The organism is Desulfogranum japonicum DSM 18378 (genome assembly GCF_000429945.1).
Taxonomy (GTDB): domain Bacteria; phylum Desulfobacterota; class Desulfobulbia; order Desulfobulbales; family Desulfobulbaceae; genus Desulfogranum; species Desulfogranum japonicum.
This window is the reverse complement of sequence record NZ_AUCV01000014.1, coordinates 97,459-124,311: the sequence shown is the minus strand read 5'-3', so window position 1 is coordinate 124,311 and position 26,853 is coordinate 97,459. Positions and strand designations below refer to the sequence as shown.

The window sequence follows — 26,853 nt, the reverse complement described above, 5'->3', positions numbered from 1 at the left end:
AACATGACCAATACAGAAGCAAGACGTGTCGCCATTGTCACCGGCGGCAGCAAAGGCATAGGCAGGGCAGTTTGCGTGGATCTTGCCCGCAACAACTGTTATGTAATCGTCAACTACATGAGTGATCGGCCAGGGGCTGAACAAACCCTGGCAGAGGTAAAAAAGGCCGGCGGAGCAGGTGAAATATATCAGTTTGACGTCCGCCAGGCTGAACAGGCCGAGCAGGTGGTTGAAGACATAGCCACTCGCCTGGGACAGATTGATATCCTGATCAATAATGCAGGCGTGATAGCAGACGGCCTTTTCATGATGATGTCCAGGGAAAACTGGTCCAAGGTGCTGGACACCAGCCTTCATGGTTTTTACAACATGACGCGCCCGGTCATTGAAAAAATGGTACGCAGGCGCCAAGGCACAATTGTCTCATTGTCCTCTGCATCTTCCCTGGTTGCCAACCGCGGCCAGGCAAATTATTCAGCTGCAAAAGCAGGCATCAACGCTGCCAGCAAGGTAATAGCTGCAGAAGTCGCCCGTCTCGGTATCCGGGTAAATGTAGTTGCTCCCGGCCTGATAGAAACCGATATGGTGCAGGATGCACCTAAAGAACATATAAAGAGCCTGATTCCCATGGCACGCATAGGTAAGCCCGAAGAAGTTGCCGGCGTTGTCTCTTTCCTCTGCTCTGATGCCGCATCATACGTCACAGGACAGGTCATTTCAGTGAACGGTGGGATGGTCTAGTGAAAGCTATCTGTATCCCCCTTATCGGGGGCAGCCGTCCGCCATGCTCGGGGAAAAAATCCGGCAAACGGCTTCAGGCATTTCTTTTATGTGCAGTCTTTGTTCTCTCCACCTGTATGATCACAGCTGCAACAGAAGAGTCCGCCACTGTACATATCAGCTCCATCCAGGCTGATTTTGTGCAGGAAAAGCACATGAAGATGCTGGTACAACCCATTCGCTCAACCGGCATTTTCTCTTTTCAGGCACCTTCATCCCTGCGCTGGGAATACCACTCACCGGTACGCTCCATTCTCCTGATGCACGGCGACACTATTAAAAAATACATGGACACAGACGGCACACTGCAGGAGGAACCAGCCGGAGCAATGGGGTCCATGCAGGTTATCATGGCTGAAATTGCCGGTTGGCTCGACGGCCGGTTCACTGACAATGCGATGTTTACAGTTTCCTTCCCTGACAAGACCCATGTCATGCTAACTCCCAGACCAGGAATGCTTGACGGGTTGATCGGCAAGATCGAACTGCATCTCTCCAACCGGGACGGTCTCCTGGAATCTGTTACCATTCACGAAGGCCCTGGCTGTTATACCCAAATGACTTTTACCAACCGGGTACTGAACAAGCCTATAGCCGCAGAACTTTTTACCGGAAAATGAAACACCTGCTTTTTACCGTGCTGCTCCTCTCCGGTTGTACAGTTGCCAATCACTCCCAGCTACCGGAACTGAACCTGCAGCCGGATAATCTTACGGCGCAGGCCTGCAATGCTGTTTTTCCCGGTAATGGCTGGCAGTTTGTTCACTCCATCAGCTTTCGGCAAGCCAATGGACACGGCTCTACACTGCTTGGTGTCACAACCCTGACCAGAGAACACATACGCAGTGCACTGCTCACTGTCGAAGGATTAACTCTGTTTGAAGCTGAATCAGATCAGGCCGGAGCACTGGATGTAACAAAAGCCCTACCGCCTTTCGACAGCCAGGGCTTTGCAGCAGGCCTGATGCACGATATTCAAACCATTTTCAGAAGACCTCAGGGCGCGTTGCAGCTCGGCACAGACGCAGACGAGATGGCCACATGCCGCTTCACTGCCGGTTCCGGGGCGGTAACAGATGTGCATCCCAAAACAGAAAATTGCTGGACAGTCAACCAGTACACCTTCACCCATGAACGTACGCGAAGCGTCACAGGCTGCTGGAGTTCCTCAACAGATCAGGCGCAGTTCCCCCAAAAGCTGAGTCTTAACGCATATGGCATGCGAGGATATTCACTTAACATGAAATTATTGAATGCGGTTCCCGTGAAATGAAGTTCAAACTTATCTATCCCAAATGGGCAAAACTTGACCGACAGACTGAATTTCACCTTCCTCCCCATGGGCCAGTTGTTTTTGCGGCAACCCTTCCGGAATATGTAGAGGTTGAATTCATCGACGAAAACCTGGAAGAAATAGATTTTGACAACCCTGTCGACTTTGTTGGTATTTCCATGATGCTCACAATCCAGGCAAAGAGAGGGTGGCAGATAGCAGATGAATTTCGCAAAAGGGGTGTAAAAGTCATATTCGGCGGGATCGCCACCATGCTCCATGCAGAGGAGACCATGCTCCATGCGGATGCTGTCTTTCTGGGAGAAGCAGAAGGACGCATGGAAGACGTGCTGACTGATTTTCGCAACAATGCGTTGCAACCATGTTATAACTTTATTGATGACAGGCCTGATATAGCACTGGTAGGCCCTGCCCGCAGAGATATCCTTAAACGGGAACTCTATAATTACAAAGGCGTGCAGATGGTGGACCTGGTGCATGCCTCCAGGGGATGCCGGTTCCACTGTTATCCCTGCGCGGTCTCCTACCTTGGCGGCAGACAGTTCCGCCCCCGTCCCATTGACAAGACCATCAGCGAAATAGCCGGAATCGATAACAACCGCCTTTTCATTGTGGACAATTCCCTGGCCCAGGATACCCAGTGGGAAATGGATTTGTTCAGGGAAATGATTCCCCTGAAAAAAAACTGGTGCTGCCACCCCATTGAAGATAAACCCGAAGTTCTTGACCTGGCTGCCCAGGCAGGAGCCTGGTATGTGTACCAGGCTGTATTCGATACTTCAGATTACATCCGTGAACGCGTTAAACGCTACCATGACCATGGCATCGGAGTGGAGGGCACAATCCTCCTTGGTCTTGATAATCATACAGAAGACTCCATCAAACGTCTCATCGATTTTCTGCTCGAGATCGACCTGGATCTGGCCGAGTTCACGGTGCTTGCGCCATTCCCCCATACCAAGGCGTATGAAGCTCTCAACAAGGAAAACAGGATTATTTCCAGGGACTGGAATGACTACTCCGCAGACCGCGTGGTCTATCAGCCCAAGCACATGAGCCCTGAAAGGTTGCAGGAACTGCTTGATTATGCCTGGGATACTTTTTACCATGACGAACCGCAGCACATAAAAATGGCCAAGCTCTTCAAACAGGTTGTCCGTAAGGAAATGATGAGCAATACCTTCAAGCCCCGTGATCGCAATTTGAGCAGTCATGCTTTTGGCAAAACAGTGAGCAGGTTTGATGACAACAGATTTTCAACGTGAGACCGAACACGTTCTGGCAAAACTGATCCAGAAGCCGGAGCAACCTGACAGGGAATTCATATACCATGGAACCACAAGAGCCGAGGTATATGCAATGGCGGGTCGGATACTTTCGCTTCTGCAAGGGGGCAAGAAACCTGATTCCATTTGCCTTGCGGTTGAAAACAAGGCAGTAATCGCTGCAGCGATACTTGCCTCCCTGGGCGGAGGACCGGATCTGTTGCTGCCATTTGCCCTTTCAGGACGGGCTTTGCATGAGATGCACAAGCAGGGCCTGCTGGACACGATTATCACAGATGTGCCACGCGATATCCCCCGGGGCAGTCGGGTAATTTCAATGGAAGAACTGGCTGCGGCCTCGCCAGTCCAGCTGAACGGATTGAGACGACCAGATACGACATTTCTCCATCTGTATACAGGTGGATCAACCGGGGCGCCCCAGCTCTGGCCTAAAACGCCATACAACCTTGTTGGCGAAGGTGTCTTTCACAGGCACAGGTTTTCGGTAACAGAACAAGATGTCATTCTGGCAACCATCCCGCCCTATCATATATACGGCCTGCTGTTTTCCGTTATCATGCCCCTGGTCTCTTCTGCAGCGGTCATTGACGAGACGCCCTCGTTTCCCGGTGAAATCGTCAGCACCGCTACAGCCTGCAATGCGACCATCATGGCCAGCGTGCCAGCCCACTATCGGGCCCTGGGCAGCAAAGCCCTTGGTTTGCGTCTGGCATTTTCATCCGCAGGCATGCTTCCGGAACAGGATAACACCATATTCTGCAAAGGGAATACAACAGGCATCATCGAGGTGTACGGCTCAACGGAAACAGGCGGCATTGCGACCCGAAACAGATCAAAGGGCGAAGAAGCCTTCACTCCTTTTGCCTCCATTGAATGGAAAGTTAAGAACGAATGTCTGGCAGTACACTCACCCTATATTTCCTCCACCCTGCCTGTGGATGAACACGGCTTTTTCACTGCCCAGGACCGTGTCGCTGCAGATGGACCAGACGCATTCAGGCTACAGGGACGGGCTGATACGGTTATCAAAGTTGGTGGCAAGCGCGTTGATCTCGACACCATCAGTTCTCTGATCAAGGCACGACCGGATGTCATCGATTGTGTCGTAACGTCGTTTGCAGATCCCGGAGGCAGAGAGTCCTGGATAGGTGCCCTGGTGGAAGGCGAGGTGGAGGTCAGCACCCTGAAACAGATGCTGGCAGAAGCACTGGAACCCTACGCCCTGCCCCGCTGCATCAGGTGTGTGGACCATATTCCTGTAAAATCCAACGGCAAATACGACCGGGAAGCTATCAACCAGTTGCTGAATACATGAGCCTGCACACCTCACTCACCGCTGGCTACGAATGCCTTGCCGCCTGGTCTGATCTGCTTGATCGGATCAACGTCTTTCCTGTGGCAGACAGCGATACCGGAACCAACCTGCGCATTAGTCTCAGCCCATTGCTTCATAGCGACAAACAACCACTGCAATTGCGCGACCGGCTCGCCCGGGCTGCCACCGGCAACTCCGGCAACATTGCTGTGGCCTTTTTTCGTGAATTCTGCCATGCAGCTCATGGCGAGGAGCTGGCAAAATGGGCTAGGCAAGGCAGGGACAAGGCGTACAAAGCAGTTGCCGACCCCCGCGCCGGAACAATGCTTTCGTTTTTTGATGCCTTGGTGGAAACGCTGCTGGAGCACACTGTTGCCCAAGATTTCTATCCACGAGTTATGAAGATACTGCAACAGGTAGTGCGCGACACCACGCGCAACCTGGCAGATCTTGCCCAGGCGGGCGTGGTTGATTCCGGCGCATTGGGCATGTATGTTTTTTTTGACGGCTTCTTCAGGCACTGCACAGCATATAGCCAGGACTCACCAAGCGTCATTGAGCTGTTTGCTGATCAGTTGTCCATCAACCCCGCTTATACGGTGGCATCCTGTGAAGAGCACTGTGTAGGTGCCGTTATCCGGACCGAACTGAGTGAAACGGAACTGAAAACCCAGGTCGTATCACTTGGTGAGAGCGTGGTGATGATGCCGCTGGAGCAGGGATTCAAAGTACACATCCACAGTTCCACGCCTGAACAGCTCCGCTCAGGCCTGCAATCTATCGGGACCATTGAACAATGGTCAGATGAACAGATCACCCAGAATGGCATTTCTTCCCAGAGCAGTGAACAGAGAGCCGCAATCCACATCGTCACCGATGCTGCAGGATCCATTGCCAGGGAAATCGCAAGACAATACGGCATCAGCCTGCTGGACAGCTACATTGTCACCAGCAACACCTCCACCCCGGAAAGTTTATGTTGCCCTGACCAGCTGTATTCCCTTATGAAGAATGGAGGTAAGGTAACCACTGCCCAGGCATCGAACTATGAGCGCTACCAGCATTACCAGAGTATCTGCCGACAGTTCGGGCCATCGCTCTACCTGTCCGTGGGTTCTGCCTTTACCGGCAACTATTCCACAGCCATGACCTGGAGAAAAGCCAACCAGAACGAGGAGTTCACTGTCCTGGACACAGGGGCGGCTTCCGGCCGTCTGGGTCTCATTGCGTTGCTGACAGCTCAGCTGGCAAACCAGGGGGTAGTTGCAGATAAAGTGATATCCTACGCTCAAAGCCTGTCAAGGGAATGCCTGGAGTATGTTTTCATCGATGAACTCAAGTACCTGGTTGCCGGTGGCAGGGTCTCAAAAGCAAAAGGATTTTTTGCAGACCTGCTGCACATGAAGCCCATCATTACCCCAACTGCCGAAGGTGTGCGCAAGCTGGGGGTTGCCAGAAACAGTGACGACCAGATATCCTTTGCCACAAAACAGTTATCCTTGCACTTCACGAGCAAGGATAGCCCCATTATTCTGCTGCAATATACAGACAATAAATCCTGGGTGCAGGGAACGGTAAAAGACAAAATACAGAACCTCTATCCCTATGCCCGCATCATGGAAGTGCCCCTATCCCTGACATCCGGAGTGCACATGGGGCCGGGTACGTGGGCGTTGGCAGTCGCACCAAATTTTTTTGCAGATAACTGACCTCAAACCTTCCCTATTTTCACTATTTTATCTCTACGAACAACTATGCAGGCAGTCATCATCATCCCCGTCTATAACCACGAAAGCCGAGTCAGCTCAGTTGTTGAGCAGTCTCTTGCAACCGGATTACCGATTATCGTGGTTGATGACGGTTCAACGGATTCAACCAGGAAACGTTTGCACGCTTTCGACACCATCCAGGTGCTGCATCACGCGAATAATCATGGCAAAGGCGCTGCCCTGCTCACCGGGTTTCGGGCGGCTGCCGAAAAGGGCTTTTCCTGGGCCATTACCCTGGACGGCGACGGCCAGCATCTCCCCTCAGATGCTCTCAACCTGTTGAACAGCGTACATGACAATGAACGTTGCATTGTACTTGGACGTCGTCTGGGTATGAATCAGGATGGTAATGTTCCCTGGACCAGTCGCTTCGGGCGCGGTTTTTCCAATTTTTGGGTATGGGTCTCCGGAGGCCCAAGGGTAAGCGATTCCCAGTCCGGGTTCAGAATCTACCCACTCCCAGAAATTCTCCAGCTCCATGTCAAGGCCAGGAGATATCAATATGAAGTGGAAGTGCTGGTGAAAGCGAAAAGAAACGGTATTCCCACCAGAGAAGCTGATGTGCATGTGGTGTATCAGCCACCGGGTGTACGTATCAGCCATTTTCGCCCCTGGGTTGATTTCATGCGCAACTCGGCAACTTTTTCCAGGCTCATTTGTGCTCGTATTTTTGGACAAGGGCACTGATGGGCGGTTTCTGGTACAATATTCTTACCCGGTTTTCCGGTCTGCTTGGTGCCTGGCTCTTTGCGCTTGTCTCCAGGATTATAGCCTGTGGATATTTTATATTCTCTGCCAACGTGCAGGAGAGCAATCGTTTTTACAGCATTCTTTTCCCTGGAAAATCCTCCATATATTACAGGTGGTGCAGCTTCCGACAATACCAGAGATTCACAACCATCCATCTGGACAGATTCCTGACTGCCCGGACCGGACCGCCGCGTTTCACGGCCCATGGTTGGGAAAGACTGGAAGCATGCATCGGGAAACAGGGAGGCATTTTGCTCATGTCTCATCTTGGCAACTGGGAAATTGCCGCAAACCTGCTCAAGGAACAGTGTCAGGATCTGCAGCTTCTGCTCTACATGGGAGAAAAACAGAAAGAAGGAGTTGAGCGACTGCAAAAGGAACAGCTTCGAGAATCCGGAGTAACCATTATCGGCACTGGCAAAGACGCCAATAATCCGTTTTCTGCCGTGGAAGGTATTCGTTTCCTGCAAAACGGCGGATTGGTATCCATGACCGGAGATATTATCTGGAGGGATGACCAACGCCAGGTAGAGGTGACCTTCCTTGATCATATAGCCTATGTCTCAGAGGCACCTTTTATTTTTGCCTTGGTTTCCGGAGCCCCTCTCTTTGTATTTTTTGCCTTCCGGGTTGGAACCAACAGCTATCACCTGACTCTGTCAGAGCCCATTTGCGTCAGCTCTGCAGACAGACAAAAGCGGCAGGAGAATATCAGGCAGGCTGCACAGCAATATGCTTCACTGCTTGAAGAGGCGCTGCGCAGCCACCCCTTTGCATGGTATCACTTTACCCGTTTTATTCACTGACTTGGACCTCCTGTCATTTCCGGGGAATTATTTCTTTGTAATTCATCACAAACTGTGTACTATCCGCGATTAACCTTAAATTTTCTGAAGTAGTGTCGGCCCGGAAATACAAAGTCCGTTACCATGTACAGCATACGACTTTCATTGCCACCAGCACATGATTGATGTTCCGTAATAATTTTTCAGTACCACGAAGTGGACATCCGGCAATAAGGCCTTTACAGGGTGGGCACAACGTAATGAAGTGTTTTTTATGACTAGAGAAGAACTGCAAGATAACATTTTATCCATACTTATTGACGATTTTGAATTTGAGAATCCGGGACTGGACGACAACCTCCGCGATGATCACAACTTTGACAGCATTGATGCAATCGAACTCCTGGGAAAAATAGAGATCATGCTTGGCACCTCCCTGAGCAGGGAAGAAAAAGAAAAGGCCATGGGCATCCGAACAATCAACGACATCCTCGATTATATCGAGCAACTGGATGTCATGCGCAATAATTCCTAACCCATATATTCCAAGCACTCTCTCCATGAATCGACGCGTTGTTATCACTGCCTGTTCGGCAATTACCCCCATAGGTTATGGCAAAGACGCCATACTTGAAAGCCTGCTCCACGGGAAATCCGGTGTATCTCCCCTGCGTGACGACGGCCTGCTGACCAAGCATATTCATTCCAAGGTATTTGGATCTGTTGACTATCCCCTTGCCATGGATTTTAAGCGACATTTCCGAAAAACAATGGGACCGGTCGCCTACTATGCCTGCCAGGTTGCCAAAGATGTCCTTGAGCAGTCCGGACTCAGCCAGGACTTTATCACCTCCGGCAGATTGGGAGTGGCCTTTGGTTCCACCCATGGCAGCCCCACTGTCCAGCGTGATATTTATAAAACTTTTTTCAATGACCTGGATTCAAAATTTTCTTCCATCGGTGCTGTGGACTATCTCCGTTCCATGGTACACACCACAGCGGTGAACATCACCCGCATGTTTGGTATCACCGGCAGGGTCATTGCCTCATCCACAGCCTGTACCACAAGCAGTCAGGCCATAGGTTTTGCCTATGAAATGATCAAATTCGGCATGCAGGACGCCATGATCTGCGGTGGCGCAGACGAGTATGACACCACCACCGTGGCAGTATTTGACAATCTGCTTGCCTGCTCAGTCAAATACAACGAGACTCCCCATTGTACGCCGAGGCCTTTTGACGCCAATCGTGACGGTCTGGTCGTGGGAGAAGGCGGTGGGGCCGTACTGCTGGAAGAATATGAATCTGCTAAAAAACGTGGGGCTACCATCCTTGGTGAAATAAAGGGTTTTGCCTGTAACAACAATGGCGGAGATCTTATCCTGCCTAACCTGGACGGCATAACCGCAACCTTGCGTATCGCCCTTCATGACGCTTCCCTGACCCCCGACCAGGTTGATTTTATCAGTGCCCATGCCACGGCCACCAAGATGGGGGATGTCATAGAAGCGCAGGCAATCGAACAGGTCTATGGAGACAAGCCATGGATCACGGGCCTGAAAAGTTACATGGGACACACCATGGGTACTTGCGGCGTCATCGAGTTGATTCTCTGCCTGTATATGATGGACCAGAACTTCATCGCCCCGACTTTGAATCTTGAGGAAGTAGACCCCCGTTGCAACATGCTTCGTCACACCCGTGAGCTTATTGATGCCAGGAGCAGTATTGCGGCTGTACAAAATTTTGCCTTTGGCGGTGTCAATACCTGCCTGCTGGTGAAAAATGGCAGAGATGCACTCGAGTAAGCACCAGCCTGCTCATTTTACGGCCCGGCTGGCAGACTGGTTTGTAACCCTGACCTGCTGGACCTGGTTTACCCTGGGTTTCATTTGCTGTTTTTCCCTGCCCTATGCCTATGCGGCATTCCTGGCAAAGGACTCTGAAACAGCCACCCAAAAACTGAACAGCCTGTTCTTTCGGGTTCTCTTTGCCATCCTCAGGGTTACTGCCCCCTCCCATCGCTTAGACATCCCGCCGGAAATTGAGGCTATCCGCTCCAGTGTCATTGTCTGCAACCACCTCTCGTACCTGGATCCACTGTTACTCATCCGTACGTTTCCCAGGCACAGAACCATAGTCAAAACCCGATTTTTCAGTCTGCCGATATTTGGCCAGGTAATCACCAGGGCAGGTTATATTCCTGCCAGTGGTGAGGGCCACTTTGCACGATTCATGCTGCAGCAACTGGAGACCATGCCATCTTTCCTACGTTCCGGTGGTAATCTTTTTGTTTTCCCGGAAGGCACCAGAAATCGTGGTGAAAAAGCAGCCACTTTTCATCCAGGAGCACTTAAAATTGCCAGATTGTGCCAGGCACCCATTTACATTGTTCACATTGAAAATACAGAAGTCCTGTTCCCGCCAGGTAAATTCCTCTTCAACAGCAGGCGTAAAAATACCATTACCCTGCGTGTAGTTGACCGTATCCAGCCTGATTATCAAAACGCACCGCCATCGGTGACTGAACTTGAAAAACAGGTACTTGAAGCCTATAACCAGGGATCCCCATGAACGTTTTATTGATTTCCATGCCTGATGTGGCTCCGATTATCATCCATGAAACAGCCATCCACCTTCCCAATCACGGTATTGCAAGCATTGCCGGCAATATAGATGAAGGGCACAACGTATACCTTGTTGATCTTGTTCGCAAACGACGTTCCATCACCAAGTACCTTAGCAAAGTCGTCAAAAAGCATGACATCGACCTGATCGGCCTCTCAGCCATGGCCTGGCAATACGATACCTGTATTAAAATAGCCAAATTTCTGAAAACCCTGGCCCCGCATCTCAAAATTGTCATCGGCGGCTACCATGCCACTTTGATGGCAGAGGAGATCGCAGCCACCAAAGATGCCGGTTGGATTGATTTCATGATCCGGGGTGAAGGTGAAGAAGCATGCCGCCGACTGGTAAATGCTCTTACAGGCACAGACGAGATCACAGCCATCCCTTCTCTCTCCTATAAAAAGGATGGAGTTTTCATACACAACCCTAAAGCAGAGAACCTGGACCTTTCAACACTTAAACTTCCGGTACGGGACGAACGGCGGCTGACCTGGGGTTACCACGTCATGCACTCCAAGATAGAACTGCTTGAGACTTCACGGGGTTGTACCCGCGCCTGCAATTTCTGCTCAATGAAACACATGTACGGCCGCACCTTCAGGACATTTCCCATAGAGAGAGTGATCAGGGATATTGACGACATCTACTATAAACGAAAAACCCGTTTCATTTTTATCACTGACGACAACATTGTTCTCGATGCTGACAGGGTCATGGAACTGTGCGATGCCATCATTGCCCAGAACTATACCGGGCTCAAACTGGTTGTACAGGCAGACTGCGTCACCATGGCGCAAAACGAACCTATGGTCGCAAAAATGGCTGAAGCCGGATTCGCCTCTGTTTTTCTGGGTATTGAAAACGGATATAAAAATAATCTCAGCAGTGCAGGCAAAGGCGATATTATTGCCCATTCGAAAAAAGCCATTGAAAATTGTCACAAATACGGCATGATGGTTATTGGAGGCCTTATTTTTGGTTTTCCCGACGACAACGAAGAATCCATTGCTGGCAACTATGCATTTTTCAAGGATATCAATGCAGATGCAGCCTACTGTCAGGTGCTGACTCCGTATCCCAAAACAGGTATGCGTAAAAACCTGCTTGAACAGGGCCTGATTACCAATGAGACTGACTATAAAAAATATAATGGTCTCTGGGCCAATGTGCGCACACATCACCTGGATGCAGACCAGCTGCAATACCAGTTCTGGTACCAGCGTCAGATTGTCCTGGGCTGGTGGGATCCTTCCTCCAAGGTTAGACGACAAGGCTGGGCATGGATTTCCATCTGGCGTTTTTTGTTCAAACCTTTTCTCAAAATGCGCTTTGCAAGAATTATGAAAAAATATGGATGGGAAGGACGGTATCAGCTGGAAGTGGCGCGCTGGGAACGTATGAACCGTTTCCAGGACCTAGAAGGGTAACTGATCACAGATACTCCATCTTTGCACGATCGCGGTTTCCCGCATAGATAGCCTATAGCGAAAAACCGCGCTTGCACAAACCTGAAGCACCTGTGACCAGTTACAACTCAGAACTAATTGAAATATCAGTGTTATTAACCCCGTGATTAGTTACCTGGAAGGATATTGAACTAATGCAATTCTATAACCTGGAATTCACCGACAGTGAAGTTCGGGAGGCTGTTCAGAGCGATAGACTGCTCTCCATGGAAATTGAGTTCAGCAGGGTATGCAATTTCCGTTGCTCGTACTGTTATGTTGAAGGTCAGCCCGCGCCTCACTCAGAACTCTCGCGTGCAGAAATCAAGGAAACCATCCTGCAGGCAAAACAGCTGGGTGCCAGAAAGATTATCATTCTGGGAGGAGAGCCTTCCATTTATCCCCATTTGCCGGAGATGCTCGAGTTCCTCAGTCGGGAAGGTCTGACTGTGGAAATGTTCACCAATGGCTCTGGCATCGACCAGCAGCTGGCATTTCTCCTGGCCAGCAAGAATGTTCGGGTTGCCTTAAAGCTCAACTCCAGAAATTCAGAGATCCAAGATCACCTGGCAGGGAAAAAAGGAGCCTACCAGCTTATTTTGCAAGCCCTGAGCCATTTACAGGCCGCCGGTTACCCGGCCAAGGAACGCTTTCTGGCCATCAGCACAATTATCTGCCGTCAAAATATCGATGAACTCCCAGCCATGTGGCAATGGCTCAGGGAGATGCAAATTGAACCCTATTTTGAGGTACTCACTCCCCAGGCCAATGGTATGAAAAATACCTGGCTCCATGTAAAATCCTCAGAACTGCAGAAACTGTTTCTGCAGCTTGCCACCATTGATACGAACATGTTCGGCCGGAACTGGGACCCTCAGCCCCCACTGGTGGGTAACAAATGCATGCGGCACCAGGTATCCTGTGTTGTAACCTCCACCGGCGATGTCATGCCCTGTGTCGGGGTTACCATCCCTGTGGGGAATATTCGAACCCGCACGCTGGCAGACATTCTTAAAAACAGCGAAATCATTCAAAATCTGAAAAACTACCGGGAACTGATAAAAGGACCATGCAGAAACTGTGAAAAAGCAGCTGAATGTTATGGATGTCGCGGAGCTGCCTACCAGCTGACCGGTGACTATCTTGCCTCAGATCCCACCTGTTGGAGAAATTCGGGCTAGTCTTCAGAGCTACATGGAGTGACAGAGAGGAACACCCCCATGAGTACACCTCGCAGGCAATTGATCGACATTATCGAGCAGGGATTCATTCCACCAGAGAACATTGACGATGCCCTTACCCTTGCAAAGGTCAAACCCAACGGTAAAAACTGGAGAACGTTCATCGACCATCTCCTGCTCTGGCTGGGCGGACTGGCACTGGCATTTGCCCTTCTCTTCTTCATCGCCTATAACTGGAAAGATTTAGGCCGGTTGGCCAAATTCGGACTGGTGGAAGCATGCCTTGTGCTGACCATTGTCGCGTACTGTAAACTTAAGGTAGACACCATGGCAAGCAAGGTATCCCTTCTGGGCGCAACGCTCTCCCTGGGGGTATTGCTGGCCTTATACGGTCAAACCTACCAAACAGGTGCAGATCCCTGGCAGCTGTTTTTCAACTGGGGTCTTTTGATGTTGCCCTGGGCTGTAATCGGACGTTTTTCAGTTCTCTGGGTCGTCTGGATTGCCCTCATGAATACCTCCATTACTCTATATTATTTGACATTCAGGGGCATATTCTGGTTTGTCTTCGGATCCGAGTACACCCTGTTATGGATCGTTTTTCTCTTTAACACGCTTGCCTTTATTGCATGGCAGTTCCTGGCAAAAATCTGGAACTGGCTCTCGGAAAGCTGGGCCATCCGCCTCCTTGCCCTCAGTTCCGGTGTTCCCTTAACCTGGCTGGTCCTGATTTCAATCTTTGACTATCGAGAAGTTAACGTCTATCCAGCCCTGGTATGGGTGATTTGGCTGGCCGCCATGTATTATATTTACCGGAAACTTAAACGGGATATTTTTATGCTCGCCGGTTGCTGTCTATCCGTAATAACAATAACTGTTTCTTTCCTTGGCAAACATATGCTGACCCATATGGAACCGGCCGCTTTTCTGCTGCTGGCATTGATTGTCATAGGTATGGGCAGTGGATCGGCGTTATGGCTGAAAAAGGTTCATCAGGAGTGTCTCTCATGAATAAATCAACCAATCAGACATGGACGCTACTGCAAAAACACGGAATCGTTCAGGGAAAACAGCCTGAACATAAAGCTCCGGATGCCCCCTGGTATGTGAAGGTGCTTTTAGCATTTTCCGGTTGGCTGGCAGCGCTCTTCATTCTTGGCTTTATCGGAACAGCCTTTGCTTCAGTTTTTAGAAACAGCGAGGTGGCCTGTATAGTCGGGGCACTCATGATCGTTGGGGCTTTTGTCCAGCTGCGTCTCTCTGTCAACGAATTCGTTGAACATACAGGGCTGGCCACAAGTATGGCCGGGCAGGTATTGCTTGCATTCGCCATATTTGACTTTTCCGACCATAATAAAGTGATGGCATGGCTACTGCTCGTCGCTCTTCAAGCTGTTCTGGTGGTACTGATGCGCAGTTTTATTCATCGCGTCTTTTCCACCATTGCTGCTTCCGTAGCTTTGGCAATGGCTCTGTATGAGATGCAAATTCCCGATGTAATTGGCGGAATACTCCTCTTCGCTGCATCCTGGTGCTGGCTCAACGAATTCCGTTATCCACAACTGATGCCGCAAATCAGAGCCATAGGATATGGACTGGTCCTTGCCCTTGTATCTCACAAGGCACTGAGCCTGTTCGGGTATAGAAGCTTTGGCCATGAACTGCTGGCAAAACATGCAGCCTTGTCCCATCCCTGGCTCGGAGAAGCCCTTATCGGAGTAGTTACAATCTATGTGGCATGGAGAGTCTTACACAGATATGGTCAGCCATTGAAAAGCCGGCTGTCAATGACGACCTTGCTGGCTACCCTGCTCATCAGTTTGGTATCGTTAAATGTTCAGGGAATTACCGTTGGAATGGTGATTATTGTTTTCGGTTTTTTAGGGGCAAATCGCATTCTCTTCGGTTTGGGGATCGCATCTCTTCTTTTTTACATTTCTTCATACTATTACCTGCTGGACACCACATTACTGGCCAAATCCCAATCCCTGCTCGTCACAGGTCTCATTCTGCTTTTTGTCCGGTGGGTAATGCAATACATCATCCCCACACATAACGAGGCGTAACATGCATAAAAAAATCGCTCTCGGCTCGCTGATCCTTATCTTGATCCTTGTAAATTGGTCCATTGTTTGCAAAGAGAACCATCTGACTGATGGAAGAATAGTCTACCTTGAGCTGGCTCCTGTTGATCCACGCTCTCTTATGCAGGGAGACTATATGGCTTTGCGTTTCCGGTTGGCAGACGAAGTGTCTAGATCCCGTATAAACAGCAAAGATCGCAAAAACATGAAGCATGACGTTACATCTTCTGACGGTTTCGTGGTAGCCAGCCTGGATGAACAGAAAATCTGTACATTCAAGAGCCTTTATACAGGTCAGCCTCTTTCCGGCAATGAAATTCTTTTATACTACCGTATTCGTAACGGTTTGGTAAAATTTGCCACAAACGCCTACTTTTTCCAGGAAGGCCATGGCAAATATTATCAACCTGCCCGATACGGACAGTTTCGGGTGGATAAAAAGGGTAAGTTGTTGTTGGTAGCAATGTACGATAATGACCTGAACAAACTGGAACCAGAGAAATAACCAATCATATCAACCTGTTTTACTCACACAACAGGTGACTGCAAATCTGCAAGGTACAGGTATAGCAGAACGTAATGTTCAGCTACAGAATGACAATGGATATCTATATATTGAGTTTTTTAAATCTGGTGGTATGTTGTCCATCTTGAAATTATTGTTTTGCATCACCTTGCAAAGCTGGAAATACTCTCCTGCAAGGCTAATGCTCGGATACCAGTACAATGACAGCAACCGATTTAACCTCATCAGTCACCATCTCTCCGGACCTGCCATGGTTTCAGGGGCACTTCCCCGGCGATCCCATTCTTCCGGGTATCGTTCAATTGAAAATGGTTGCTGATATTGTCGCAGGTTCCGAACAGCAGAACATCCACATGACAGGGATGAGCCGGGTGAAATTCAGAAAAACGGTGAGACCAAAGGACCACCTGGATATTCGGATCACCTGCGAGAAAAGGTGCCAGCAATACCGCTTTATGATAACCTGCGGAGCTGAAGAGGTCTGCTCCGGCAAGATGTATTTTACCAATAACTGAAGGTGGCTGTGTTATCACAAAAACAGTAGCCAGGGTAACCACCCCTTCAGAACAGCATACGACAATTTTTTATGAGTACAGATATACAACAGACAATTCAACGAATCGCAGAAATCATCATTGACGAGTTGAAACTTGAAGATGTCACCCCGGAAACCTTTGATCCCGATCTGGACCTGGTGGATGAAGTGGGTATAGACTCTATGGACCTTGCCACGGTTGCCCTGGTATTGCGGGATGAATATGGCATACGGATTGATGAAGATGACTATCCACGCCTCACCACCGTGAAAATCATTGCGGAATACATTATCGAAAAACAAAGCGAAAACGAGTAAATGACAGCACCAAAGCAGGCCTTCAAATTCTCTGATATCATTGCTGATCCGAAAATCAGAGAACGCTGGGAAAAGGTACGCCGCTATTTTTTCCTCCGTGAATCCACCTACGACATGACCAGTCGCTGCAACATCAAATGCGATGGCTGTTACTATTATGCCGGCGAAAAGCAGTTTGCAACTGCCAACACCAGTCCCGAATACTGGCGAGGTCTGATGGAGTCGGAAAAAGAACGAGGCATAACCTTTGTGGTCCTTGCCGGTGCTGAACCGGCACTGGTTCCAGAACTGTGTCAGGTCTGTTTTGATGTCATGCCCCTCGGGGCCATAGCTACAAACGGCTTAAAGCCCATCCCGCGAGAGATAGACTACCAGATCCATATTTCTGTATGGGGAAACGATCAGACCAGTCTCGCTGTTCGTAAGGCACCGGATATGCTGGCCAGGCAGATGAACAATTACAAGGATGACCCCAGGGCTGTCTTTGTTTACACCTTTACTCCCAATAATATTGAAGAGGCTGCCGAAGTCGTCAAGCAGGTTGCAGACCAGGACATGAAAATCACCTTTAACATGTTCTCTGCTCCGGTAGGCTATACAGGTCCCCTGTGCCACGACTCCGCTTCCCTGCTCAAAACCAGGGAAGCCATGGATGCACTATTGACCAGCTACCCGCAACATGTGCTGTTTTCCAAATACAATATCGTCTCCCATACCCACCCAAAAGGGCTGCACGATCTTTTCTCCTGCCCCTATCCCCGTCGAAATCCATCTACAGACATTGGACTGGGCCGTTCTTTCAGGCAATACAGAACAGATCTCCAATGGGATCGTGAAGCGGCCTGCTGCGTACCGGATACTGATTGTGATGACTGCCGGCATTATGCAGCAGGCAGTGCTGTGGTGACTGCCCGCATGTACAGACACGCAACAGACCCGGATACATTTTCCGCCTGGCTTGATTACGTAGACACCTATCTGGCGGTATGGGTCCGAGGTTACGAAAAAGGCCAGAACCTCTGCGATCATTTCATTACTCCGCCTCCAAGTGCTTAGTTAATTATGATAACCGTCAGTTCCCTTCTTGATAGCCATTGGTACGAACGCTATAAAAAAATTTCAAAGCTCAATATCCGCAGTTCCATCTACGATGTTACCAATAGGTGTAACCTCAGATGCAAAGGGTGCTTTTTTTTCTCTTCTGGCGAACATGAAGTCGCCAGTGAGGAAACCGATATAGAAAAGTGGCATGCATTTGTACAAAAAGAGCAGGAGCGCGGGGTTAATCTCGCTATCCTTATCGGAGGTGAACCCACACTCTGCCTTGATCGCATAGAGGCGTTTTACAAAAGGTTGCCTACGTTCTGCGCCACCAACGGACTAATCAAGGTGCCCAGGGATCGTTTCCCCGATATGATGGTGGGCATCTCTTTGTGGGGAGACGACAAAGATGAAAAAACCCTGCGGGGAAAAGACACTTTTGCAATTTCCAGCGCGAATTATGCCGGCGACCCCCATGCCTACTACCTGTACACCATCACGCCAAAGCAGCTGGGAAAATCTGAACAGATTGTACAAAAAATCAAGGATGTGGGACTAAAAGTTCACATGCAGCTCCTCTCAAATGATGAAGGTGTTGATGGTTTTTCCTGGAAACCAGAAGAACTCGTTGCAGTTCGTCAGGAGATGGACGCCATGCTGGATGCCTATCCTGAAACGGTTATCTCATCCAAATATTATCACCAGGTGATCACCACCGGCACCATGCTTGGTCGCCCCTTTGGCTGGCAGGAGTGTCCTTCGGTCACCGATCCCCTTGATAAACGCACCCCCCGCCCCAAACGTCTGACCAACTTTATCAGATGGTCTTCGGATCTGGAAACCATGCACAGGTGCTGCACCTCGGAAACCAGGGATTGTTCCACCTGTAAGGACGGCGCAGCGCACATGAGCTGGGTAATGGTTAATAAACGCGCCCATATCAAAACAGCTCAGGATTTGCAAAACTGGATTGAAGTCTACGAGATGTTTGCCAAGCTGTATCAGTTTATTCCCTGGTAATCGCAGTACAGATGTATGATAAAGACGCCGTTATTATCGGCTATGATGCTGTTTCTCCCCTTGGAACAGAAATTGAAGAACAATGGCAGAACGCCCTTCTTGGTAGAAGTGGTATCGGTCCCCTGACCCGCTTCCCTTTGCCCCAGGATTTTCCGGTCAATATTGCCGGCCAGGTTGCGGATATTACCCAGAAAGACTATCCCTTTCTTTCTGCCCGGCACCGGGCGGCATGGAGTTCGCCGGTATTCAGCCATTCTCTGCTCACAGCTGTTCGTGCCCTGGAACGAAGCGGTGTGGAAATCACGCCGGACATAGCCCCAAGAACCGCCCTCACCTATAGTTCAGCCATTGGCGGACTGGATGCTGTTCTCAAGGCAGACCGGCGCCTGCAGACGGAAAACAAGCTTCCCCACCCTTACGCCAACCCCAATTCATGCATTAACATGATCGGTGGTAAAATTGCCATTGCCACCGGAGCACAGGGGCCCATTACTTCCACCATTTCCGCGTGCGCTACAGGCCTGACTTCTGTTATTATCGGAGCCATGTTCCTGGCCCAGGGCGTTGCGGACATCGCCATATGCGGGGCTGTTGATTTTGCTCTGGTTGAGCCAATACTTGCAGGCTTTTACACCATGAACGGTATCTATACCCCAAAGGATGGTCAGGCAGATGGCCCTCCGGAAGCGGCAAGCAGGCCTTTTTCCAGCAACCGCCGCGGTTTTGTTGTCTCAGAAGGAGCTGCGGCCATCATTCTGGCAACCAGGGAATTTGCCCATGCCCATGGACTCTCCTATGCCACAGAGCTTGCAGGCTGGGGGATGACCTCTGACGCTCACCATTTTGTGGCCCCACACCTGCCTACGGTCAGCCGGTGTATGCAGAATGCCCTGGATCAGGCGGCGATTCAACCCCAGGACATTGATGTGGTCAATGCCCACGCAGCATCCACCAAAATAGGAGACCAGGTGGAATTTGAGGCCATGCAGACTGTCTTTAAGGGTAAACTTCCGCCGGTCAGCGCCAACAAGTCTCTCATTGGCCATGCCATGGGAGCCTCAAGCGCCATTGAGAGTATCTTTGCGCTACAGGGAATGGAACAAGGTCTCGTTCCTCCAACCATTAACTATACCCCTGATCCCGCTATTGCCTTAGACTGTATTGCCACAGGAAAGCGGCACATAGATCAGGACTTTGTACTCAAAAATGCATTTGGATTCGGTGGTTGTAATGCCTGCGCCGTTTTCAGGAGAGCAGTTTAAGTAACAGGAAAACATGAAGGCGCCAAAAAATAGAAAGGTTTTTGTGGTTGGATATGCAGCAGCTTCTGCTTTGGGAAACACCTTTGCCACAACCTGGCAGGGAGCCCGGGACGGCCGTGCAGGATTTCGAAAACTGACCCGTTGCGAGTCGCCCAGCCGCTCCAATGTGGTTGGTGAAATCCCAGAGTGGAATCCGGCTGAACTCCCATACGTTACCCGCAAGGAACAGTCTCTGTGGAACGCAGATTACGTTTTTCTGACCATGGAAATGTGTCGGCAGGCGTTGGAGCACGCAGGGCTTGAAGTAACCGAAGAAACCGGACCCCAGATGGGCTGCCTGATCGGCTCCGCCCTGAATGGTACCGACTCCTATCGTATAGCTGTGGACAACTTCGTCAACCGGGGCCCGTTAAAGGTCAGCCCATATCTGCTGCCCAATGTCTGCGCCAACCTTCCCGGCGGTAAAGCCGGCATGCTGCTTGGCTTCACCGGACCCATCATTTCACCCCAGGGTGCCTGCGCATCAGGCAACCATGCCATCGGCATGGGGGCACGAATGATACGTGACGGTGAATGCGATTTCATGCTGGCAGGTGGTGTGGAAACCTGCCTGGTTCCAGAGATTATCCAGGGATTTTCCAACATGCTGGCCACCATTAAGGTAGGCCCCAAAGACAGGGCAGCAGAAGATCCCACCCAGGCATCGCGCCCTTTCAGCCTTGACCGCAAGGGATTTGTGCTGGCCGAAGGTGCCGGAGTACTGGTTCTTGCGGCTGAAGACGCCGTCCGGGCCCACGGCCTGACTGCCAGGGCTGAGATAGCTGGAATAGGATGGAACTCAGATGCCCACCATTTTACCCGTCCCAATCCCACAACCATTGTCCGGGCCATGCATGACGCCATCGACGATGCTGAAATTCTGCCCCGGGATATCGGTTCAATCAATGCCCACGGCACCTCCACGCCTGCCGGGGATGCGGCTGAGGTAAAATGCCTGCGCACGGTATTTGGAGAAAATCTCCCTGATATCCCGATTTCCGCCAACAAATCACAAGTGGGGCATTCCCTCGGTGCGTCCGCTGCCATTGAAGCAGCTCTCTCCATAGAAGCCATGCAACAGGGAATTGTTCTGCCAACTGTCAATCACATCCCAGACCCGGAATTCAGCGACCTGGATGTGGTTCCCAACCAATCCCGTGCCCATTCCTATGAATTTGTTTTGTCCAACTCTTTTGGATTCGGCGGCACCAACTGCTGCATTGTATTTCGAGGACTCTGATGCGACCAAAACCATTTATACCCGAATTCCTGGAAGGAACCAGTTACGTCCGAGATGCCAACAGCGGCCTTGTCTGGCACCGCTGCGAACTGCGCACCCTGTATGTGGACACTGACCGTTCCCAGGTTGTATACCATGCCAATTATTTAAAATATTTTGAATTTGGCAGGGCCTCCCTGATGCGTGAAGCCAACTATCCGTATAAGGAAATTGAAGAAAGCGGATTCATCTATCCTATCATCCAAACCGGGCTCAACTACTATTCGCCTCTGTTTTACGACGACCTGATGTACATTCAGACCAGACCAGCTCAAATGGAGATGGTAAAGTTGCAGTTTGATTATATCATCACCAGGGCTGACAACGGAGAAATCTGCTGTACCGGTTTTACCAAGCACTGTGCTGTGAATGATAAGCTCATTCCCGTGGAGATTGATGAGAAAACCATAAATCTCTGGAAATCTTTTCCCGAGTAATGGAAAAACAGCGCTTCGAGCAGAGCATCAGGGTTCAGCCGTGGTTCAAGGATCACTGCTTTCAGGGCCGCGTTGTGCTGCCGGCAGTGGAAACCATGCAACTGCTGGCAGAGCAGGTTGCCGAAACATATACGGCTTGCACGGCCCAATCCATGCACGATGCAGTTTTTGCCAAATTTCTGGTTCTCCCCCAAGCAGGTGAAAAAGTCGACGTTGTCGTTGAACTGACAGAACCTGCAGCAAAAACCGTTCACGCCAAACTGCTCACACGGGTCAAACTCAAGGCCATGACCCGCATGATTGAGCATGGTTCAGTTGGATTCTCCACAGATACAAATGCCCCGGATCCAGGCTCTCCCATGACATTGCCCGGCAACCACTTTAAGGAAGTCGACAGCAGACATATCTATAGTCGCCTGGTCCCCTTTGGTCCATCCTATCAGACACTTACCGGCACCCTTCGCCTTGGTTCCGGATGGGCTCTCGGTGAATTGCAGGCACCTGATTTCCCATTATCCAGAGAAAGACGACACCGACTTGGCTCCCCTTTCCCACTGGACGGTGCACTCCACGCAGCCTGTGTCCTTGGCCAGCAATCAGTTGACTACATCCCCTTCCCCGTGGGATTTGCACAGCGCATTATTTATCGCCCTACACAACCGGGCCAGCGCTATACGACCACAATCCATCAAGTGCAAAGTCATGGGGAAGAACTCCTCTTTGATATACATATCATGGATGAAGAACAAAAAGTCTATGAAGCCATTCACAGTGTGCGTATGAGGGATGTGAGCAGCAGCCTGGCTATAAAGAAATGATCAGGATAGGAGTTTTTCCATAGTCAGTCTGGTCAACCATCGAAAAAAAATCATAGTATACTCAGCCCCGGCAAGATACATCCCGAGCATAAAGACCAGATGTGACAGCCCATAGGTCAGTGGTCCGCCGATGGTGGCTATCCAGTGGTTATGAAATTTGACGGCAAGAATGCCCAGGGCTGTCACCGCAGGCCAGCCTATGAGATAACTGAAACCAATGGCTGATACGCCTGCAATGATTCTTGGTGTAGGTCGTTGCTTGAAGGCAGAAAGATCGGCCTGTTCTTCCATGGCCGAACGAACATAAGCTGTTTCTGCAAGACGTTGTACAGGTGATGTGATCCAGCGAGTCATAAAAAAATGTAACGTTTAATTTACAGGCACGCCCTTTGCGTAAGCATTCCTTGCAGGGCCAGCAAAAGATAGCGTACTTGAGAAAGTTTACACCAAAATAGTCGCCCCAAGCAATAGATATAACACCATGCAATCTCCTGAGGACCAACAAACCGACAGCTGGTCATTTTTTGACTCTATCATATGCATCACTCTGCAGGAAAGACCGGATCGATATCATAAGGCCCATGAACAGTTCTCTGCCGTCGGTCTGGAAGATCGTGTGGAATTCCTTGTGGTGGACAAACACCCGAAAAACAGAGAGCAAGGTATTTTTGAATCCCACCGCCAATGCATCCTCAAGGCGCTGGAAAGTGAAGCCCGAACGCTGCTGATTTTTGAAGACGATGTGTTCTTCAAAAACTTTTCAGCAAAAACGCTGCAAGCTGCCTGCAATTATCTGAAAACCATGCCAACCTGGGACATGTTCCTTCTTGGTGGCATAACCTCAGGCAGCAGGAAAACAGCTTCCAGCGAACTGGTTACGGTGCAGTATCGCTGTCTGGCCCATGCCTATGCGCTTAACCGTTCCTTTGCCGAAACTCTGGCAGACAAAAAATTCGACGGTACCCCCTGGGATGAGATGTTGCGGAGAACCTGCCGCAATGCCTTTGCCATCTATCCCATGTGTGCGTACCAGGGCCTGCAAGGCTCGGATAACCAAACCGTTATCATCACCTGGCTGCGCCAGGCATTGGGAGGCCTGCCATTTATCCAGCGGGCCAATGAACTCTACCAGAACCACAAGCTCCTGTTCACAGCCTTTCCGCTCATCGTGCTGCTCTTGTTAACAGTCAGCTTTCTTGTATAATACTATCTATGTCACGCCTTCGTTATCTCCTGCTCTTTCTGGTTGCCACCCTCGTATGTACGGGGATTGGTGTTTACCGTCTACATATCGACACAGATGTGATTCGTTCTTTGCCTGCCAATGACACTATCATTACCAACGGGCTTTCGGTTTTTGAACATCACCCCCTCCAGGATCAGATTGCCATTGATGTCATGTACGAAGGCCAGGATCCTGACCTGTTGGCAGCAGTCTGCACCATGCTGGAACAGCACCTGACCGACAGCGGGCTCTTTGCCCAGGTGGGTTCTTCCGATTACGCCCAGCTCATTCCCGGTCTTGCCACCACCATTGCCAAAAACCTTCCCCAGCTCTTCACTGCCGCAGAACTCCGAGAACAGGTTGCCCCGCTCGTGCATCCTGCCAGCATAGAGCAACGTATCGCTAAACTCCATAGCGATCTGGCATCCATGGAAGGCATGGGGCAGGCACGCTTCATAGCCCTGGACCCCCTGGGCTTTAAAGATCTGGTCATGGCCAGGCTTGCTCCTCTGGCTCCGACCCTGAATGCCAGAATTTACAAGGGACGCCTGCTCTCAACCGACCGCCAGCACATGCTGGTTACAGCCAGGCCCCTGGCCAACGGTACGGATACATCCTCAGCCCGCCAGCTCACAGAACATATCCAACAGGCAGCCCAGGCAGTTCAGCACACATTCAGCTCAGATAAAAAAATCACTCTGACCCCGGTTGGCGCTTTTCGTGCAGCCCTGGACAATGAACGAATTATCCGCCACGATGTCAACCGGGCACTCCTGCTGGCAACAGCTGGCATCTGCCTGTTACTTTTCATTTCTTTTCCCAGGCCGCTGATAGGCATGCTCAGCCTGCTTCCCGCCTTTGCCGGTATGGGTATTGCGCTGTGTGTGTATTCGCTGTTCCATGATTCCATCTCCATCATGGTGCTTGGTTTTGGCAGTGCCATCATATCCATAACCGTTGATCACGGGGTCACCTACCTGCTTTTCCTGGACCGCAAAAAACAGACAACAGGCAATGAAGCATCCAGAGAGGTCCGCAGCGTTGGTATCATGGCTGTAATCACTTCCATAGGGGCGTTTCTTCTGCTCAGTTGCGGTAACTTTCCCATATTCACAGAGCTTGGCCAATTTACCGCCCTGGGAATTTTCTTTTCCTATGTTATCGTGCATTGGATTTTTCCCGCTGTGTTTCCGGCTCTCAAGCCACTATCCCGGCGTACGCAGCCGCTGCGCAGCTTCATTGACAGGCTTTACCACACAGGCAAATTCGGCAGCATCACTACCGCTGTACTGGCCCTGGGGCTACTCTGTTTTGCCAGACCCGAATTTCATGTGAGCCTCAGCAGTATGAACACAGTCAGTGAAGCAACCATGGAGGCAGATAGCCTGTTTTCCTCTGTCTGGGGAAATATGGATCAGCAGATATTCTTCATGCATACGGCACCTACATTTGCACAACTGCAAAATCATAACGACCGTGTGCTGGAAATGGTTGAGGCTGATAGAGGCAACAACCAGCTGGAGAGCACCTTTGTGCCTTCCATGGTTTTTCCCGGAAAAGACAGAGCAGAGAAAAATCTCCATGCCTGGGAAAATTTCTGGACACAGGAAAAAATTCAAGAAGTCACCACTACCCTACGGAGAGTTTCAGCAAACTATGGCTTCACAGCTGATGCATTCACAGAATTCACCAAACTTCTGCACCCCGGTAATGCTGTACAGGTACAACCGATTCCCGCAGAATACTATCAGATGCTGGGTATCACCAAACAGGAAAAGGGGTATGGCCAATACATCAACCTGCACCCTGGAACAACCTACGACAGCGCTGCCATATTCTCCCGATACAGTCAGGAAGGCAGCCTGTTCGACACCAACCTGTTCACCAGCCACCTGGCAGAGCTGCTCTTTTCTACGTTCAGGTTCCTTTTTTTTGCCATTGCCTGCAGCGTTGCCCTGCTGCTTTTTCTGTTTTACCTGGACATCCGGCTGACTCTGCTGACCCTGCTGCCACCTGCTTTTTCCTATATATGTACCCTAGGCACGCTACATCTGCTTGGACGTCCGCTGGATATCCCCTCCCTGATGCTCTCCATCGTCATCCTGGGCATGGGGGTTGATTACTCGATTTTCTGTGCCCGTGCCCACCAACGCTACAGAGACAGCTCACACCCGTCTTACTCCCTGGTGCGTTTGGCGGTTTTCATAGCTGGCACCTCCACCATGATTGGTTTTGGTGTTCTCTGCCTTGCTGAACATTCACTCTTAAAAAGCATCGGCATAACCTCCCTGCTTGGCATCGGGTATTCCCTGGTTGGAACCTTTTTTCTTCTGCCACCTCTGTTAGAGGCATATCTGCGGCCTTCACCCTCTTTCACAGGCAGGAAGGCTGCGACTGCTGAACAGCGGGTTGATCGCCGCTACCGTACTCTGGAGGCCTACCCCAGACAATTTGCCCACTGGAAAATGCGGTTTGATCCCATATGCAGGGATCTTAGCGGTTTTCTGGCCAGAGAACAAAACATCCGCACCATCGTTGACATTGGTTGCGGGTATGGTGTTCCGGCATGTTGGTGCCTGGAACAATACCCCCAGGCAAAGGTATATGCCCTGGATCCTGATCCTGAGCGTGTTCGGGTAGCTTCTTTTGCCTTTCAGGACAGAGGGAAAGCCATACGGGGATTTGCACCAGACCTGCCGCAGATACCCGGAAAAGCCGATTGTATTCTGCTGTTGGATATGCTCCATTACCTGGATGAACAATGCCTGAAGCAACTGCTGACCAACTGCAGACACATACTGCGTGACCACGGTATTCTGGCCATCCGATTTGTTATCCGACCACAGGGTAAACGCTCCTGGTCATGGCACCTGGAAGATATTCGCATCAGACTGCACGGCGGACAGGCCCACTACAGATCCAGGGAACATATTGCGGATCTTTGCAAACAAGCGGGATTAACGGTTTCTGTCAGTGAAGTTTCAGGCAATAACCCTGAACTCATCTGGATTATCTGTGAGGCTATCAACTAAG

General features: G+C 50.4%; 27 protein-coding genes. 26 read left to right on the top strand and 1 reads right to left on the bottom strand.

All coding sequences use genetic code 11. The features are described 5' to 3' along the window. The first annotated feature begins 3 nt into the window (after positions 1-3). The 24 genes from fabG to G493_RS28505 all read left to right on the top strand — a co-directional run bounded on the left by fabG (position 4) and on the right by G493_RS28505 (position 22,595). Entirely contained in the window at positions 4-741 is a 738-nt protein-coding gene (gene fabG / locus G493_RS0108775; RefSeq protein WP_028580075.1) for a 3-oxoacyl-ACP reductase FabG, read from the top strand. Then, positions 741-1,400 carry a LolA family protein gene (locus tag G493_RS0108770; protein ID WP_028580074.1) on the top strand — a complete coding sequence of 220 codons (660 nt, stop codon included), beginning with the start codon at positions 741-743 and terminating at the stop codon, positions 1,398-1,400. Before fabG ends, G493_RS0108770 begins: the two co-directional genes overlap by 1 nt. Beyond that, positions 1,397-2,053, top strand: a complete 657-nt coding sequence (locus G493_RS0108765; RefSeq protein WP_028580073.1) for a DUF3261 domain-containing protein — start codon at positions 1,397-1,399, stop codon at positions 2,051-2,053. Before G493_RS0108770 ends, G493_RS0108765 begins: the two co-directional genes overlap by 4 nt. Then, entirely contained in the window at positions 2,050-3,339 is a 1,290-nt protein-coding gene (locus tag G493_RS0108760) for a B12-binding domain-containing radical SAM protein (protein WP_028580072.1), read from the top strand. Before G493_RS0108765 ends, G493_RS0108760 begins: the two co-directional genes overlap by 4 nt. Beyond that, entirely contained in the window at positions 3,317-4,675 is a 1,359-nt protein-coding gene (locus G493_RS0108755; RefSeq protein ID WP_028580071.1) for an AMP-binding protein, read from the top strand. Before G493_RS0108760 ends, G493_RS0108755 begins: the two co-directional genes overlap by 23 nt. Next, positions 4,672-6,384, top strand: a complete 1,713-nt coding sequence (locus G493_RS28520; protein ID WP_051309151.1) for a DegV family protein — start codon at positions 4,672-4,674, stop codon at positions 6,382-6,384. Before G493_RS0108755 ends, G493_RS28520 begins: the two co-directional genes overlap by 4 nt. A 45-nt stretch (positions 6,385-6,429) precedes the next feature. Further along, positions 6,430-7,131 carry a glycosyltransferase family 2 protein gene (locus G493_RS0108745; protein WP_035274028.1) on the top strand — a complete coding sequence of 234 codons (702 nt, stop codon included), beginning with the start codon at positions 6,430-6,432 and terminating at the stop codon, positions 7,129-7,131. Continuing rightward, positions 7,131-8,000, top strand: a complete 870-nt coding sequence (locus tag G493_RS0108740; protein ID WP_028580069.1) for a lysophospholipid acyltransferase family protein — start codon at positions 7,131-7,133, stop codon at positions 7,998-8,000. The genes G493_RS0108745 and G493_RS0108740 overlap by 1 nt, the downstream gene beginning before the upstream one ends. Positions 8,001-8,253: 253 nt before the next feature. Next, positions 8,254-8,514 carry an acyl carrier protein gene (locus tag G493_RS0108735; RefSeq protein ID WP_028580068.1) on the top strand — a complete coding sequence of 87 codons (261 nt, stop codon included), beginning with the start codon at positions 8,254-8,256 and terminating at the stop codon, positions 8,512-8,514. A gap of 25 nt (positions 8,515-8,539) precedes the next feature. Beyond that, positions 8,540-9,787 (top strand): beta-ketoacyl-[acyl-carrier-protein] synthase family protein, encoded by a 1,248-nt coding sequence (locus tag G493_RS0108730; RefSeq protein WP_028580067.1) that lies wholly within the window; start codon positions 8,540-8,542, stop codon positions 9,785-9,787. After that, positions 9,765-10,553, top strand: a complete 789-nt coding sequence (locus G493_RS28515; RefSeq protein WP_051309150.1) for a lysophospholipid acyltransferase family protein — start codon at positions 9,765-9,767, stop codon at positions 10,551-10,553. Before G493_RS0108730 ends, G493_RS28515 begins: the two co-directional genes overlap by 23 nt. Beyond that, complete coding sequence (locus G493_RS0108720) at positions 10,550-12,037, top strand: B12-binding domain-containing radical SAM protein (protein ID WP_028580066.1); 1,488 nt, start codon at positions 10,550-10,552, stop codon at positions 12,035-12,037. The genes G493_RS28515 and G493_RS0108720 overlap by 4 nt, the downstream gene beginning before the upstream one ends. A 173-nt stretch (positions 12,038-12,210) precedes the next feature. Then, positions 12,211-13,236, top strand: coding sequence for a radical SAM/SPASM domain-containing protein (locus G493_RS0108715; RefSeq protein ID WP_028580065.1), 1,026 nt, complete (start codon positions 12,211-12,213; stop codon positions 13,234-13,236). A gap of 39 nt (positions 13,237-13,275) precedes the next feature. Beyond that, entirely contained in the window at positions 13,276-14,247 is a 972-nt protein-coding gene (locus G493_RS0108710; RefSeq protein ID WP_028580064.1) for a DUF2157 domain-containing protein, read from the top strand. Then, positions 14,244-15,302: a DUF4401 domain-containing protein gene (locus G493_RS0108705; protein ID WP_028580063.1), complete on the top strand. Its 1,059-nt coding sequence runs from the start codon at positions 14,244-14,246 to the stop codon at positions 15,300-15,302. The genes G493_RS0108710 and G493_RS0108705 overlap by 4 nt, the downstream gene beginning before the upstream one ends. Position 15,303: 1 nt before the next feature. After that, complete coding sequence (locus G493_RS0108700) at positions 15,304-15,825, top strand: GDYXXLXY domain-containing protein (RefSeq protein WP_028580062.1); 522 nt, start codon at positions 15,304-15,306, stop codon at positions 15,823-15,825. 221 nt (positions 15,826-16,046) lie between these two features. Further along, positions 16,047-16,361, top strand: coding sequence for a 3-hydroxyacyl-ACP dehydratase FabZ family protein (locus G493_RS28510; RefSeq protein WP_035274024.1), 315 nt, complete (start codon positions 16,047-16,049; stop codon positions 16,359-16,361). 71 nt (positions 16,362-16,432) lie between these two features. Next, a complete protein-coding gene (locus G493_RS0108690) occupies positions 16,433-16,699 on the top strand; it encodes an acyl carrier protein (RefSeq protein WP_028580061.1) in 267 nt (88 codons plus the stop codon). Then, positions 16,700-17,755, top strand: coding sequence for a radical SAM protein (locus G493_RS0108685; RefSeq protein ID WP_028580060.1), 1,056 nt, complete (start codon positions 16,700-16,702; stop codon positions 17,753-17,755). Between the two features lie 6 nt (positions 17,756-17,761). Continuing rightward, positions 17,762-18,760, top strand: a complete 999-nt coding sequence (locus tag G493_RS0108680) for a radical SAM protein (protein WP_028580059.1) — start codon at positions 17,762-17,764, stop codon at positions 18,758-18,760. An 11-nt stretch (positions 18,761-18,771) separates the two neighbouring features. Then, positions 18,772-20,022, top strand: coding sequence for a beta-ketoacyl-[acyl-carrier-protein] synthase family protein (locus G493_RS0108675; protein ID WP_028580058.1), 1,251 nt, complete (start codon positions 18,772-18,774; stop codon positions 20,020-20,022). Positions 20,023-20,035: 13 nt separating this feature from the next. Further along, complete coding sequence (locus G493_RS0108670) at positions 20,036-21,301, top strand: beta-ketoacyl-[acyl-carrier-protein] synthase family protein (RefSeq protein ID WP_028580057.1); 1,266 nt, start codon at positions 20,036-20,038, stop codon at positions 21,299-21,301. Continuing rightward, positions 21,301-21,777 (top strand): acyl-CoA thioesterase, encoded by a 477-nt coding sequence (locus G493_RS0108665; RefSeq protein ID WP_028580056.1) that lies wholly within the window; start codon positions 21,301-21,303, stop codon positions 21,775-21,777. Before G493_RS0108670 ends, G493_RS0108665 begins: the two co-directional genes overlap by 1 nt. Then, the gene (locus tag G493_RS28505) at positions 21,777-22,595 is read left to right on the top strand and encodes a polyketide synthase dehydratase domain-containing protein (RefSeq protein WP_051309149.1); all 819 of its coding nucleotides are present in this window, start codon (positions 21,777-21,779) and stop codon (positions 22,593-22,595) included. Before G493_RS0108665 ends, G493_RS28505 begins: the two co-directional genes overlap by 1 nt. On the opposite strand, the gene G493_RS0108655 is transcribed toward G493_RS28505, so the two are convergent. Beyond that, positions 22,596-22,949 carry a hypothetical protein gene (locus G493_RS0108655; protein ID WP_035274021.1) on the bottom strand — a complete coding sequence of 118 codons (354 nt, stop codon included), beginning with the start codon at positions 22,947-22,949 and terminating at the stop codon, positions 22,596-22,598. Between the two features lie 127 nt (positions 22,950-23,076). On the opposite strand from G493_RS0108655, the gene G493_RS0108650 reads away from it, so the two are divergent. Together G493_RS0108650 and G493_RS0108645 are read left to right on the top strand one after the other, a co-directional pair. Next, positions 23,077-23,799 (top strand): glycosyltransferase family 25 protein, encoded by a 723-nt coding sequence (locus tag G493_RS0108650; RefSeq protein ID WP_028580054.1) that lies wholly within the window; start codon positions 23,077-23,079, stop codon positions 23,797-23,799. A gap of 8 nt (positions 23,800-23,807) precedes the next feature. Then, entirely contained in the window at positions 23,808-26,852 is a 3,045-nt protein-coding gene (locus G493_RS0108645) for an MMPL family transporter (RefSeq protein ID WP_051309148.1), read from the top strand. Position 26,853: the final 1 nt, after the last annotated feature.

What these genes read in the sequence shown, in the direction of transcription:
- fabG (WP_028580075.1), top strand. Translation starts at nt 4, where the DNA reads ATGACCAATACAGAAGCAAGACGTGTCGCCATTGTCACCGGCGGCAGC.
- G493_RS0108765 (WP_028580073.1), top strand. Translation starts at nt 1,397, where the DNA reads ATGAAACACCTGCTTTTTACCGTGCTGCTCCTCTCCGGTTGTACAGTT.
- G493_RS0108760 (WP_028580072.1), top strand. Translation starts at nt 2,050, where the DNA reads ATGAAGTTCAAACTTATCTATCCCAAATGGGCAAAACTTGACCGACAG.
- G493_RS0108755 (WP_028580071.1), top strand. Translation starts at nt 3,317, where the DNA reads ATGACAACAGATTTTCAACGTGAGACCGAACACGTTCTGGCAAAACTG.
- G493_RS28520 (WP_051309151.1), top strand. Translation starts at nt 4,672, where the DNA reads ATGAGCCTGCACACCTCACTCACCGCTGGCTACGAATGCCTTGCCGCC.
- G493_RS0108745 (WP_035274028.1), top strand. Translation starts at nt 6,430, where the DNA reads ATGCAGGCAGTCATCATCATCCCCGTCTATAACCACGAAAGCCGAGTC.
- G493_RS0108740 (WP_028580069.1), top strand. Translation starts at nt 7,131, where the DNA reads ATGGGCGGTTTCTGGTACAATATTCTTACCCGGTTTTCCGGTCTGCTT.
- G493_RS0108735 (WP_028580068.1), top strand. Translation starts at nt 8,254, where the DNA reads ATGACTAGAGAAGAACTGCAAGATAACATTTTATCCATACTTATTGAC.
- G493_RS0108730 (WP_028580067.1), top strand. Translation starts at nt 8,540, where the DNA reads ATGAATCGACGCGTTGTTATCACTGCCTGTTCGGCAATTACCCCCATA.
- G493_RS28515 (WP_051309150.1), top strand. Translation starts at nt 9,765, where the DNA reads ATGGCAGAGATGCACTCGAGTAAGCACCAGCCTGCTCATTTTACGGCC.
- G493_RS0108720 (WP_028580066.1), top strand. Translation starts at nt 10,550, where the DNA reads ATGAACGTTTTATTGATTTCCATGCCTGATGTGGCTCCGATTATCATC.
- G493_RS0108715 (WP_028580065.1), top strand. Translation starts at nt 12,211, where the DNA reads ATGCAATTCTATAACCTGGAATTCACCGACAGTGAAGTTCGGGAGGCT.
- G493_RS0108710 (WP_028580064.1), top strand. Translation starts at nt 13,276, where the DNA reads ATGAGTACACCTCGCAGGCAATTGATCGACATTATCGAGCAGGGATTC.
- G493_RS0108705 (WP_028580063.1), top strand. Translation starts at nt 14,244, where the DNA reads ATGAATAAATCAACCAATCAGACATGGACGCTACTGCAAAAACACGGA.
- G493_RS0108700 (WP_028580062.1), top strand. Translation starts at nt 15,304, where the DNA reads ATGCATAAAAAAATCGCTCTCGGCTCGCTGATCCTTATCTTGATCCTT.
- G493_RS28510 (WP_035274024.1), top strand. Translation starts at nt 16,047, where the DNA reads ATGACAGCAACCGATTTAACCTCATCAGTCACCATCTCTCCGGACCTG.
- G493_RS0108690 (WP_028580061.1), top strand. Translation starts at nt 16,433, where the DNA reads ATGAGTACAGATATACAACAGACAATTCAACGAATCGCAGAAATCATC.
- G493_RS0108685 (WP_028580060.1), top strand. Translation starts at nt 16,700, where the DNA reads ATGACAGCACCAAAGCAGGCCTTCAAATTCTCTGATATCATTGCTGAT.
- G493_RS0108680 (WP_028580059.1), top strand. Translation starts at nt 17,762, where the DNA reads ATGATAACCGTCAGTTCCCTTCTTGATAGCCATTGGTACGAACGCTAT.
- G493_RS0108675 (WP_028580058.1), top strand. Translation starts at nt 18,772, where the DNA reads ATGTATGATAAAGACGCCGTTATTATCGGCTATGATGCTGTTTCTCCC.
- G493_RS0108670 (WP_028580057.1), top strand. Translation starts at nt 20,036, where the DNA reads ATGAAGGCGCCAAAAAATAGAAAGGTTTTTGTGGTTGGATATGCAGCA.
- G493_RS0108665 (WP_028580056.1), top strand. Translation starts at nt 21,301, where the DNA reads ATGCGACCAAAACCATTTATACCCGAATTCCTGGAAGGAACCAGTTAC.
- G493_RS28505 (WP_051309149.1), top strand. Translation starts at nt 21,777, where the DNA reads ATGGAAAAACAGCGCTTCGAGCAGAGCATCAGGGTTCAGCCGTGGTTC.
- G493_RS0108655 (WP_035274021.1), bottom strand. Translation starts at nt 22,949, where the DNA reads ATGACTCGCTGGATCACATCACCTGTACAACGTCTTGCAGAAACAGCT.
- G493_RS0108650 (WP_028580054.1), top strand. Translation starts at nt 23,077, where the DNA reads ATGCAATCTCCTGAGGACCAACAAACCGACAGCTGGTCATTTTTTGAC.
- G493_RS0108645 (WP_051309148.1), top strand. Translation starts at nt 23,808, where the DNA reads ATGTCACGCCTTCGTTATCTCCTGCTCTTTCTGGTTGCCACCCTCGTA.